Source organism: uncultured Campylobacter sp. (genome assembly GCF_937981295.1).
Lineage (GTDB): Bacteria > Campylobacterota > Campylobacteria > Campylobacterales > Campylobacteraceae > Campylobacter_B.
In genome coordinates, this window is record NZ_CALJPC010000065.1 from 1 (window position 1) to 11405 (window position 11405).

The window sequence follows — 11405 nt, forward strand, 5'->3', positions numbered from 1 at the left end:
CGCTTTTGTAGAGGCCTTTTTAATTCCTCAAGCCTACTTTGATCCATTTGCCGCCTTTAAATTTGATAGACGCGCCATTTTATAGCGCCACCGCTTAAAGCTCATTAAATTTTACCGCTCGCCCGCTATGCGCCGTTTGATCAAAATTTAGTCCTCATATCTTTGCAGCGATTTTTTATATGTTTTCGCCGCCGCGCAGCCTACGCTCAAATATACCTCAAACTCCTCGCTAGTAAGCCTACGCGGCTCATTCGCAAGCTTCGCCGCACCCGCTGCACCGCTTGGCATATTTGCGTCCAGATTCGCTTCATTTACGATCTCACCTCGTCGGATTCGGTTGCTAAAGCCCGCTGCACGCGCTATTTGCGGCACACGCCGTAGCGAAAAATTTAAATTTCGCGTTTGCAGATTTAAAATTTTACCCATGCATTTGCGCGGACCCGCGATAAAATCGCCATTTTGTATAAGCGTGGCGGCAGAGCCGAGCGGACCGCTCTCCGCCAAGCCGTGCAAGTTGTCTGCCGAGCCAGGCAAGTAGGCCGTCGAACCCGGTAAGCCGCCCGCCAAAAGCTCTGCGCCGCTTATGACGCGCAGGCTTCGCACCAAAATCCCGCCGCCGCTTTGCGGGACGCTGCGAAACGAAATGTCAAAGCCGAAATTGTGAAAAAATATCTCGCCCGCCCGCGACGTGCGCTTGTAGGTGTTTCGATCCGCGCCCGTAAAATACGCCTCGATCTCCGCGAAGGCGAATTCCGCGCCGCTTACGCAAAGGATGTTATTTTGCAGCAGATCGCGCATGAAATTTTCGATCTTTGCCTGCGCTCGCTCTGCATTAAACTGCGCCTGCGGCGGATGGGCACTTAGCCCTGCCTGCGATGGACGGACGTTAAATTTTAAATGTGCTTGCTCGGCGTCAAACGGCGGCTTGGCATTAAATTTTAAAATTTCATCTTGCTGCGCGCCGCTAAAATATGACTGTCCGCCGCAAAATTCCACGTCGTCTTGTGATTTTAAGGGCTTGTCCTTATTCCTGTCTCTCGCGCTTCCTGCAAGTTTATGATTTTTTGAAGCGAGCTTTGAGCCCGCCGAAATTCCAAACTCCGCTGCGTCGATTTTTGAGAAAAATTTTTCTAAATTTTCATCGCCCAGCATTTTGCTCTTCCGTAGAATTTCCTTCGTGCTTTATCGAGCTCGCCTTGTTGCCCATAGTGTCGGATTCGCCGTTGTTTGCCTCGACGCGCGTTAAATTTCCGCCGTCCGTTGCGTTCGTATCGTCTCGCGCTAAATTACCGCCGCCGCTCGTCGTATTTGTTTCGCCGCCTTTAAAATTTGGAGCTTCGCAACGATCTACACCTAAACGCTCGAAATAATATCTTTCTCGCTCACCTAAGTTTTCCACTCCCCTTTCGCATACGCGCTTGATATACGCCTTGCTAGGGTATCTAAGCCGATTGAGCGCCAATTCACTACCTGCGTCTGCGCGCTTTATTAGCCTAGCGATGCAGGCGTCATCCTCTTCACTATTTGCGATATAATCCCATATGCCGCAGTATCTATCGCCGCCCAGCGTCGTAATCAAAAAATAAACCCAAAGCAGGATTATGGCGATCGATATGCTTCCTTTTATTTTTAAAGATCTCTTTTTTACCATGTTTTTCCTTGAGTAATAAATTTTAACTCATTTTTTCATAAATTTGACCAACGACATAAATTTACGATATTGTCCTCAAGGCTAATCTTATCGCCCAGCATTTTGCTCTTCCGTAGAATTTCCTTCGCACTTTATCGAGCTCGCCTTGTTGCCCATAGTGTCGGATTCGCCGTTGTTTGCCTCGGCACGCGTTAAATTTCTCTCGCCGTCCGTCGCGTTCATATCACCTCGCACTAAATTACCGCCGCTCGTCGTATTTGCTTCGCCGTCTTTTGATTTGAGCGTTTTAAAGCCCCAAATCTCGCAGCGATCTCCACTAAAGCCTTGGAAATAATATCTCTCGCGCTCGCTCAAGTTTTCTACCCCCTTTTCGCATGTGCGCTTGATATATGTCTGGCTCGGATACATTAGCCGATTTACCGCATGGTCATCGCCGGCATCCGCGCGCTTTATCAGCTTGGCTATACAGGCATCATCCTCTTCGCCCTTGTTGTTTAAAAAAGATTCCCAAATGTTGCAATACGCGCCACTGCTGTTTATATATAGGGCACACAGAATAACAACTCCTACGATTAACAAAAAAATTTGACTTTTACTAGCTTTCAATTTCGCTTTATCGCCCGGCATCTAATCCTCCCGTAGAATTTATATCGCGTTTGATCACGCCTGTTGCATTGTGGATTGTATCCATACCTTTGCGCGTTAAATTTCCCTCGCCGTTCGTTGCGTTCGCTTCGCCGCTCGTCGTACCTGCCTCGCCGCCTTGTGACTTGGGCGTTTTAAAGCCCCAAGCTTCGCAGCGATTTTGGATGTAGAGCTCAAAATAATATCTTTCGCGCTCACCCAAGCTTTCCACTCCCTTTTCGCACACACGCTTCATATACGCCTCGTGCGGATATCTTAGCCGATTTGCCGCATATATATTACCCGCGTCCGCTCGCTTTATCAGCTTGGCGATGCAAGCGTCATCTTCCTCATCATGCCTGCCTGAAAAAAATTCTCTCGCGCTACAATACCCGCCGCTACCGCTTATAAACGCGGCATAAATAATAAGAAGCGTCACAGCTAGCACAAAAACATGACTTTTACCGATTTTCAAGTTCGCCCCCTTCGCGATTAAATTTTGATTTTTTCCGCAGATTTACGATTTGCGGGCGGATCGTAAACTCGCTCACGTTGGACTTCGTGCGCAGAATTTGCAGCGTAAAATTTGCAATCTCCCCCGCATCCACGAAGCTTGCCTCATCATCTGCAGGCTCAAAGCTCAAATCCTCGTAAAAGGGCGTTTTGGTGATGTCCGGATTGATGCAGCTTACTCTGATCTGCTTGCGCGCCTCCTCGAAAAGGCAGAGCAGAAACGCCCGCAGCCCCGCCTTACTCGCGCTATAAACCGCGCTAAATCGGCTCGCTCGTAGCGCCTCGATCGAGCTAATGCCGATGATGTGGGCACGGTTGCGTTTTAAATTCGGCAAAAGCGTGCGCGTGATGATGATGTTTGCAGCAAGATTTACGTTTAAAATTTTTAAAATTTCACTCTCGCTCATCGCTTCAAGCGGCGCAAATTTCGCCGTGCCCGCGCATAAAATCAGCGCGTCAATACCTTGCGCCGCAGCCAGCGCGCGGCACTCCTTCGCTAGCGCGTCCAGATCTTCGAAGCGCGAGGCTAGCGTTAAAATTTCATAGCCGTTTTGCCGCAGAAGCTTCGCAACCGCGCTGCCGATACCGCCGCTTGCGCCCGTGATCAATGCTTTCATCTTTTCTCCTTTAAATTTTTATGCCGCTTCGGCGCGTTAAATTTAGAGCGTCATGTAAATTTTGCTGCGCTAAATTTTCTTTGCTCGCCGCGTTTGCCGCTAAATTTACGCGGATTATTTAAACTGCGCCGCGACTTTGCCGGGTAAAATTTTAAATTTAGCCCGCGGACGTTTGCTGCGCGAGCGTTTTGTAAAATTTCATCGCCGCTTGCTGTGCCCGCCCCCGCACGATTTATAAAATTTAATTTTATAAAGCCGGATACGGCGCTAAATTTTAACCGCTCGCTCGCCGCAAATTTCGCGCCGTATCCTCGGCGCCGCATGCGAGCCAGCACAGGCCGCGACATCTGCGGCAAACAGCGCGTCTAGCGCTGCCTTATCTTCGCAAAATACGCCGCCTTCATCGCCTCCTCAAACGCGTCATTGCTTTCGTACTCGTGTCCCAAAACCTCGCGCCACAGGCCCGCATCCTCCATGCAGAGGTAGAAAAACACCCGCTCGCGCCACGGCGAGAGCGCGTCCGCGGCAAATTTAAAAAGCTCGCGCTTGATCTGCAGCGGGTAGGACAGCTTGCCGTTCGCGTCCACAAGGGGCATCTGCAGAATTTTGCTCCGCAGCCCGCGCGAGCGCAGCTTTTTTACGACGGGCTTGATGAAGGTAAGCGTGCCGAGCGAGATCATCGCGACGCCGCTTGGATCAAAGCTGCGCAGCAGCCGCTCAAAAAGCGCGCCATAATCGCTTTGCCACCCTTCGTACCAAACCATCGGGTGGAGGTGAAAGCCCACCAAAATGCCGCGCGCCGCAAGCGCTTCTGCCGCCGCCAGCCGCGCATCCAAGCTCGCGCTTAGATGCTCCTCGTTCGCTATGATCGCGGGCGTATTTAGCGAAAAGGTGACGATGAGATTGCGCGGGATCTCGCGCTGCAGGAAAAACTTAATATTGTTCGACTTGCTTTTAAGCTCCAAAATCACGTTTTGATGCCGCGCCGCGAAGTCCGTTAGCGCGCTTAAAATGCCGAAGCGATCGCCCCACATGAGCGAGTCGGAGCTCTGCCCCGTGCCGATGTGGTAGCTGCGCGCGGGATCGAGCCGCAGGCGCGCTAAATTTGCCGCAAAATTCTCGTCAAAGCCGATTTTCCCCTGCTTGTAAAAGGAGCCGATCGCGCAATAGGAGCAGTCAAAACCGCACGAATTAACCGCATCGAGCGTCAGCAGATTGCAGCAGCGCGTGTTTTCGCTCGCGACCGGACAGCGGCCTAAAGCGATACGGTCTGCGCGAAAGGAGGAGATTTCAAATTTTTTCGGCGCGTAATCGCTTTTGAAGCTCGCGTACGAATGCGGGCGCGACTTAAGCTCAAGCCAGGCCTCGCGCACGAAATTAAAAATTTGCTCGCCGCTTGGAACTTTCCCTGTTTTATTAAATTTGGCTTTATTAAAATTTAGCCCGCACAGCTCGCTTGTAAGCAGCTCATAAACGGGAGCTTCGTCCCACGCCTCAAAATCGCTCGCGAACTCCGCAAGCTGCTTTTTTTGCTGAAATGAAAAGTGAAATTTATCAAATAGCGCGCCCAAAAACGCGCTCGATCGCTCGCTCAGATTCACGCCAAACTGCGCGCCTAGCTCCTTTTTCGCCTCCGTCATCTTGCTCCGCTTCGTTTAAATTTTGCAAATTATACTTAAATTTCGCGCGCCGTCACTGAAAATCGTTGAAATTTCAGATCGCGCCGCAGAATAGTCGCTCGAAATAGAAGGCGTAAGCTAGCGTAATAGCGACATTTAGGATCAAAATTCCGCTGAGTGCGAACTTTTGCGGGATTTTTTTGACGCCCGTTCGGTAGTAATACGGCAGGGCACAGAAAAACGCGGGCAGCACGAGCAGAGCAATACCTAGCGGTATGCCCGCACCGCCCACGCCTATCTCGGCACTGCGCACAAACTGCGCCATGGCGGGGAATTTATGAATGGCGAATATGGTCGCCGCAAAAAGTAGCTGCACGCAGATGCAGTAAAATAGGTAGCGCACACCTATTAGGGCATCTTTTAGCCATAGCCCGATACAGAAAAATACTAGCAAAAGAGCTAAAAAGACCAACAAGGGCGGATCCGCGAACATATCCGCCACGGCATACGCGCAGGCCGCGACGCACGCGCACGTCAAGAGGGCGAAACATAGATAAGAGCCTTTTATTTTCATCGTTTCTCCTGCGACTTTGCAATACCTTCAAATTTCGCGACGTATTTGGCGTATGAAGCCAAAATTTCATCCCTCGGCTCGGTTTTTTGCGTACGCATCCATAGTTAAATTTTGCCCTTTATCGCGGCGCGGATTTGCGGCAGGCGCGCCTTTACGAGCTCATAGACGAAGCCTTTGCTAAGCCGCTCGCCGCGCAGATGATCGCTTACGATCTTCATCATCGCCCACGGCACGCCCGCGCGTTCGCAAGCGTTCACGAAAAGCGCACTCTCCATATCATAAAGCCTGATGTCGCGATTTGCACACCCACAGGTAGCATCTTTTGCCGTGCACGGCGTATTTTGTGTTGCGTGCGTTGCGGTATTCGTCGCGATGCTGTGCCCACCTACCGCGATTTGTGAGGGTTTTACGCTCGCTAAATTTTGCGCCTCGACCTGCGTCGCGCTTTGTGCGGCAGTCTGAGACGCGCCTCGCGTGAAATTTTTTGTATCTGCTGCGCCGTTCGTTCCTTGCGTTGGGGCTTGTGCGTTTGTCTCGCCGCACGCCTTGAGCATTGCGCCATTTGCCGCGTCCACCTGCTCCGCTGCGTTTAAAATTTTAGGCTCGCTCACGCAGATTAAATTTGCCCGCAACTTACCGTCCAAACTCGCGCCGCAAAATTCCCGCTCGCAAACGTTTTGAAATTTTAGAGCCTGCGCGCTGTGCCCCATCGCCCGCGAGCTGTAAAGCTCCGATCCGTCCTCGCCGCAAAATTCCTGCACTGCCGTACCGTCAAAGTAAAACGCCTCGCCGATTTGCACATTTGTATCCTCGCAGCCGCAGACGCCTATGTTTAGCGCAAAGTCCACGCGCCGCGAAAGTAAAATTTCGCCTAAGCGCTCTGAATTCTGCGTGAAGCCAAAATCTGAAATTTCAAAATTTTCAGCCGCATTTCGCGCAGAACCGACCTCTGCATCGACGCCGCAGAGCGCGCCCGCGCCCAAACGATGCTCAAATTTCACGTCCGCGCCGCGTCGATCCTTGCGAAGCTCACGCCCGAATTTTGCGTCTGTATCGGCACGGCGAATAAATTCTGCGCCGGGTTTGCTCTTAAATTCTGTTTTTATGCCGCCTGCAGCGCCCGCTTCAAATTTAGCTCCAAACCTCACGCCGCAGATGTATAGAAGCATCTGCTCGCCTGCGAACAGATCGCCGCCGCGCGTAAGTTTAAAACTCTCGATTATCGCTTGGGCTTCGCAGCGCAAAGCCGTGCAGATTAGTATCATCGCCGCCCCTTCCAAAAGCGCAATTTTAACAATTTGAGCTATAATGTAAGATTAATTTGGCACAAAAGGGCGAAAATGAACGATCTCATCACCATCACGGGCGCGCGCGAACACAATTTGAAAAATATAAATTTGCAAATTCCAAAGGACAAACTCGTCGTTTTTACCGGTCTTAGCGGCAGCGGCAAGAGCACTCTGGCGTTTGATACGCTATATGCCGAGGGGCAGCGCAGATACGTCGAGAGCCTAAGCAGCTACGCGAGGCAGTTTTTAGACCGCGTAGGCAAGCCTGACGTCGATAAGATAGACGGTCTGACGCCTGCGATCGCGATCGATCAAAAAACGACGTCGAAAAACCCGCGCTCGACGGTGGGCACGATTACTGAAATTTACGACTATCTGAGGCTGCTTTATGCGCGCGTGGGGGTGCAGCACTGCCACAAATGCGGCAAGCCGATCTCAAAGATGAGTTCCAGCGACATCATCGCCGAGATTATGAAGCTGCCGCACGGCGCGAAGGTGATCTTGGGCGCGCCCTTGGTGCGCGAGAAAAAGGGCAGCTTCGCCGATATGCTGCAAAGCTTGCGCGAGCAGGGCTACGTGCGCGCTCAGATCGACGGAGTGCTGGTGCGGCTGGATGAAGAGATCGAGCTGAGCAAGACGAAAAAGCACTCGATCAAGGTCATCATCGACCGCACGATCATCGACGAGGAAAATTCCATCCGTATCGCAAGCGACGTCGAAAAGGCGCTCAAGCTCAGCTTCGGCGAGCTTGAGGTGGAGATCGCAAACGCCGCCGAGCTTGGGCTCGCGCAGAGCCTGATCCACTACAGCGAGCATATGGCGTGCTTTGATTGTAAAATTTCATTCAAGCCGCTCGAACCGCTCGCGTTTAGCTTCAATTCCCCAAAGGGCGCGTGCGAGAGCTGCGACGGGCTGGGGATAAAATTTAGCCTCGATCTGGGCAAGATCATCAACGAAAACGCCTCGATCGAGGGCGGTGCGATCAAGGTGATGTCGGGATTTAACAAGAGCTATTATTATAAATTTCTGCTCGGATTTTGCGAGGCAAACGGCATAAACGTCAAAATCCCGTATGCAAATTTAAGCGAGGAGCAAAAAAAGCTGATCCTCTACGGCAGCGTCAAAGAGATCGATTTTTACTGGAAAAAGCATAAGCTCGTGCGTAAATTTGAGGGCGCGATCAAATACGCCTACGATCTGCTCAAAAACGAAAGCGATCTAGACGATTATATGAGCGAAAAAATCTGCCCCGACTGCGGCGGACTGCGTCTGCGCCCGGAAAGCCTTGCCGTAAAGGTCGCAGATAAGGGCATCGGCGACGTGATAAATATGAGTATCGCAGACTGCGTGGAATTTTTCAGCGACGAGAAGCGGTTTTCAAATTTAAGCGAAAAGGACGCGCAGATCGCTGCGCCGATTCTAAAAGAGATCAACGAAAGGCTGTTTTTCTTAAAGGACGTGGGGCTTGGATATCTCACGCTGGGGCGCGATGCGCGCACCATTAGCGGCGGCGAGGCGCAGCGTATCCGTATCGCAAGCCAGATCGGCTCTGGTCTTAGTGGCGTGATGTATGTGCTCGACGAGCCTAGCATCGGGCTTCACGAGCGCGATACGCAAAAGCTCATCAAGACGCTGCGAAGCTTGCAAGAAAAGGGAAATTCCGTAATCGTCGTAGAGCACGATAAAAAGACGATCGAGGCGGCGGACTTCGTCGTAGATATCGGCCCGGGGGCGGGTAATCTAGGCGGCGAGGTCGTATTTGCAGGGGATGTGGCGCATCTGCTTAAAAGCAATACGCAAACCGCGCTGTATCTGAATAACCAAAAGGAGATAAACTACCAAAAGCACCGCAAGCAGGAGCTTTGGCTAAGTATCAAAAACGTAAATATCAATAATATTCACGGCCTTTGCGCAAAATTTCCGCTGCGAAATTTAGTCGGCATCACGGGCGTTAGCGGCAGCGGCAAGAGCTCCTTGGTGCTACAAACCATACTGCCGACGGCACTTGAGGAGCTAAATCGCGCTAGAAAGGTGCACGCGGTAAAAGACGCTAAAATTTCGGGGCTTGAGAGCCTGGATAAAGTGATCTATCTGGATCAAACCCCGATCGGACGCACTCCGCGCAGCAATCCCGCGACCTACACGGGGGTGATGGACGAGATCCGCGCGCTTTTCGCCGCGACGAAGGAAGCACAGCTGCGCGGATACAAGATCGGCCGCTTCAGCTTCAACGTCAAGGGCGGGCGCTGCGAAAAATGCGCGGGCGAGGGCGAGATCACGATCGAGATGCACTTCCTACCCGATATCAGCGTCGTTTGCGACGTCTGCCACGGCACGAGATACAACGCGCAGACGCTTGAAATTTTATACAAAAACAAAAGCATAGCCGACGTTTTGGCGATGAGTATCGACGAGGCGCTCGAGTTTTTCAAAGCCGTGCCTAAAATTTATCAAAAGCTAAAGACGCTCGCGGACGTTGGGCTCGGCTACGTTTCGCTAGGCCAGCCCGCCACGACGCTTAGCGGCGGCGAGGCACAGCGCGTCAAGCTCGCCAAGGAGCTAAGCCGCACCGATACGGGCAACACGCTATATATCCTGGACGAGCCCACGACGGGGCTGCATTTTGCAGACGTAGATCGCCTGGTAGCGGTGTTGCATCATTTGGTCGATCTGGGAAATTCCGTCTTTGTGATCGAGCACAATTTGGACGTCATCAAAAACTGCGATTACATCATCGATATGGGGCCCGAAGGCGGCGAGGGCGGCGGACAGATCGTTGCTTGTGGCACCCCAGAAAAGCTTGCGAAAGATTTTAAAAAGACCGGTAGCTACACGGGAGAATTTTTGGCGCAGGAGCTAGCACAGATGAAAAGCACGAGCAGAAATAAGCGAGGTTAAAACGCCTTATCGGGGGCAAGAATGGATCAAAGCAGGCTTGAGGAATTAAAAAGGCTACTACAAAAGCGACATCAAGAGCCGAAGCGCGGCTTGGAACAAAATTCTAACGGCGAAAATTCTGGAACATCGAATTTTGGAGTCTCGAATTTCAAAGCTCAAAATTCCGAAATCTCGAATTCCGAAGTCTCAAATTTTGAAGCTTCTAATTTTAGAACCTTAAATTTCGAAGCCTCGAATTTTGAAATCCTGAATTCTGAACCTCCGAATTTCGAATCTCTGAATTCTAAAGCACCGAATTCCGCTCCTGACGCTTTAAATTTAGAAGCCGAAGCGGATCAGAATTCCGCCTGTGTAAACAACATAGAGCAGCAAAATTTTATATACGATGACAGCGGCGTCTTGCAACAAAATTTCAAAGCTAGAGATTACGACAAAAATCCGTTAATCCTCAAAGATCATACTTATTATGACTATATGAAATACTCTATAATTCCTACTATGGTAGGATTGTTAATAGCGCTTGCATTTGCCACTATCGTAAATCCCATAAACATTAAAATGTTTCGCCTCCTTCCTTTGGTCTTGGTAATATTCGTAACAAATTTTATGAATAGAGACGGCGCATACTTCGTGTTTTATAACGATAAAATTTTATATTACAATAAAAATAAGATTCGTAAAACGTTCGAGATAAATACAATCGGCGCTATGGCTTTAAGCTTTGATTGGAGATGGAGCTGGAAACAAAAAATACCTATTTATATAAAGGTCTTTCTTGTTCTTTGGTTTTTACTCGGCTGCTATACGACGGGAGAGCCGATCAATGGCGTGGCGATAATTTTTACTTTTTGCTTTTCCATTTTAACTACCAAAGCCTATATGCATCTGCTTAACGGTAGCCTCGGCTTTTTCGGTCTTCACGATCAGCTCGTGCTTTATAAAGAAAATGCTGAGGTCGAGATACTAAATATTCTGATGGCGAATAAAGAGGAGTATCTGCAGCTGAGAGATTATTTTATGCAAACGATGCAAAAAGATATAAACAATCTTCAGCGCACGATGTCGATTTTCAACGAAAAGATAGAATTTAGAAAATTTAAATTTTAAAGGAGCATATTATAGAGCAAATTGAGAAGGCAAGGAAAATTTTAGCCATTGCGGCTAGATAACAGAATTTCATGCAACAAATTCCATCCCTTGATACGGCGGAATGGAATTTGAAAGCAGCTCATTCGTAGCGAGTAAATCTAAAATAGAATTTTAAAATTTAAATCCCAAAGCCTTAGCCGTTGTAGCCTAAGCGGCGCATATTTGCGCACGCATCCTTGTAGCCGTAATAGCACGAGATGCGGTATAGATCAATGGCGTTAAATTTATTCTGCTCTACGCCCTCACCTTTTTCAAACATCGCCGCAAGCTTTTGGCATGCAGGGAAATTCTGAGAGAGCGTGCATGCGGCATTGTAGGCGTTGGCGGCAGAAGCATAGTCGTGCTTGGAATACATAGAATCCGCAAAATTTAGACACATTGCGCCATTGCCGTTTTTGCACGCATCGCTTTGCACGACGCTGCCTTGTAGGTTCATCGGGCGGATTCCGTCTTGAACGTCGGCGAAGGAAT

At 50.0% G+C, this 11405-nt stretch carries 11 protein-coding genes and 1 pseudogene; 2 read left to right on the forward strand and 10 right to left on the reverse strand.

Annotated features, from left to right (window positions below; genetic code table 11):
• Positions 1-147: 147 nt before the first annotated feature.
• The 9 genes from Q0135_RS05155 to Q0135_RS05195 all read right to left on the reverse strand — a co-directional run bounded on the left by Q0135_RS05155 (position 148) and on the right by Q0135_RS05195 (position 6863).
• Positions 148-1152 carry a hypothetical protein gene (locus Q0135_RS05155; RefSeq protein WP_297988856.1) on the reverse strand — a complete coding sequence of 335 codons (1005 nt, stop codon included), beginning with the start codon at positions 1150-1152 and terminating at the stop codon, positions 148-150.
• Positions 1139-1651, reverse strand: coding sequence for a hypothetical protein (locus Q0135_RS05160; protein WP_297988857.1), 513 nt, complete (start codon positions 1649-1651; stop codon positions 1139-1141). The genes Q0135_RS05155 and Q0135_RS05160 overlap by 14 nt, the downstream gene beginning before the upstream one ends.
• An 87-nt stretch (positions 1652-1738) precedes the next feature.
• Complete coding sequence (locus Q0135_RS05165; protein WP_297988859.1) at positions 1739-2278, reverse strand: hypothetical protein; 540 nt, start codon at positions 2276-2278, stop codon at positions 1739-1741.
• Complete coding sequence (locus Q0135_RS05170) at positions 2265-2750, reverse strand: hypothetical protein (protein ID WP_297988861.1); 486 nt, start codon at positions 2748-2750, stop codon at positions 2265-2267. The genes Q0135_RS05165 and Q0135_RS05170 overlap by 14 nt, the downstream gene beginning before the upstream one ends.
• A complete protein-coding gene (locus Q0135_RS05175; protein ID WP_297988862.1) occupies positions 2737-3405 on the reverse strand; it encodes an SDR family oxidoreductase in 669 nt (222 codons plus the stop codon). The genes Q0135_RS05170 and Q0135_RS05175 overlap by 14 nt, the downstream gene beginning before the upstream one ends.
• Before the next feature lie 50 nt (positions 3406-3455).
• Positions 3456-3728, reverse strand: a complete 273-nt coding sequence (locus Q0135_RS05180) for a hypothetical protein (protein WP_297988863.1) — start codon at positions 3726-3728, stop codon at positions 3456-3458.
• A 42-nt stretch (positions 3729-3770) separates the two neighbouring features.
• Positions 3771-5045 carry a spore photoproduct lyase family protein gene (locus tag Q0135_RS05185; protein WP_297988866.1) on the reverse strand — a complete coding sequence of 425 codons (1275 nt, stop codon included), beginning with the start codon at positions 5043-5045 and terminating at the stop codon, positions 3771-3773.
• A gap of 73 nt (positions 5046-5118) precedes the next feature.
• Positions 5119-5598 (reverse strand): hypothetical protein, encoded by a 480-nt coding sequence (locus Q0135_RS05190; RefSeq protein ID WP_297988869.1) that lies wholly within the window; start codon positions 5596-5598, stop codon positions 5119-5121.
• Between the two features lie 104 nt (positions 5599-5702).
• Complete coding sequence (locus Q0135_RS05195; RefSeq protein WP_297988872.1) at positions 5703-6863, reverse strand: hypothetical protein; 1161 nt, start codon at positions 6861-6863, stop codon at positions 5703-5705.
• A 75-nt stretch (positions 6864-6938) separates the two neighbouring features.
• On the opposite strand from Q0135_RS05195, the gene uvrA reads away from it, so the two are divergent.
• The gene (uvrA, locus tag Q0135_RS05200; protein ID WP_297988874.1) at positions 6939-9785 is read left to right on the forward strand and encodes an excinuclease ABC subunit UvrA; all 2847 of its coding nucleotides are present in this window, start codon (positions 6939-6941) and stop codon (positions 9783-9785) included.
• A 21-nt stretch (positions 9786-9806) separates the two neighbouring features.
• Positions 9807-10892: a hypothetical protein gene (locus Q0135_RS05205; protein ID WP_297988875.1), complete on the forward strand. Its 1086-nt coding sequence runs from the start codon at positions 9807-9809 to the stop codon at positions 10890-10892.
• A 175-nt stretch (positions 10893-11067) separates the two neighbouring features.
• Here the strand turns inward: Q0135_RS05205 and Q0135_RS05210 are convergent.
• Positions 11068-11405 (reverse strand): annotated as a pseudogene (locus tag Q0135_RS05210) (hypothetical protein); the annotation flags it as partial.

Excerpts from the sequence above, each read along its gene's own strand:
- Q0135_RS05155 (WP_297988856.1), bottom strand. The coding sequence starts at position 1,152 with ATGCTGGGCGATGAAAATTTAGAAAAATTTTTCTCAAAAATCGACGCA.
- Q0135_RS05160 (WP_297988857.1), bottom strand. The coding sequence starts at position 1,651 with ATGGTAAAAAAGAGATCTTTAAAAATAAAAGGAAGCATATCGATCGCC.
- Q0135_RS05165 (WP_297988859.1), bottom strand. The coding sequence starts at position 2,278 with ATGCCGGGCGATAAAGCGAAATTGAAAGCTAGTAAAAGTCAAATTTTT.
- Q0135_RS05175 (WP_297988862.1), bottom strand. The coding sequence starts at position 3,405 with ATGAAAGCATTGATCACGGGCGCAAGCGGCGGTATCGGCAGCGCGGTT.
- Q0135_RS05180 (WP_297988863.1), bottom strand. The coding sequence starts at position 3,728 with ATGCGGCGCCGAGGATACGGCGCGAAATTTGCGGCGAGCGAGCGGTTA.
- Q0135_RS05185 (WP_297988866.1), bottom strand. The coding sequence starts at position 5,045 with ATGACGGAGGCGAAAAAGGAGCTAGGCGCGCAGTTTGGCGTGAATCTG.
- Q0135_RS05190 (WP_297988869.1), bottom strand. The coding sequence starts at position 5,598 with ATGAAAATAAAAGGCTCTTATCTATGTTTCGCCCTCTTGACGTGCGCG.
- Q0135_RS05195 (WP_297988872.1), bottom strand. The coding sequence starts at position 6,863 with ATGATACTAATCTGCACGGCTTTGCGCTGCGAAGCCCAAGCGATAATC.
- uvrA (WP_297988874.1), top strand. The coding sequence starts at position 6,939 with ATGAACGATCTCATCACCATCACGGGCGCGCGCGAACACAATTTGAAA.
- Q0135_RS05205 (WP_297988875.1), top strand. The coding sequence starts at position 9,807 with ATGGATCAAAGCAGGCTTGAGGAATTAAAAAGGCTACTACAAAAGCGA.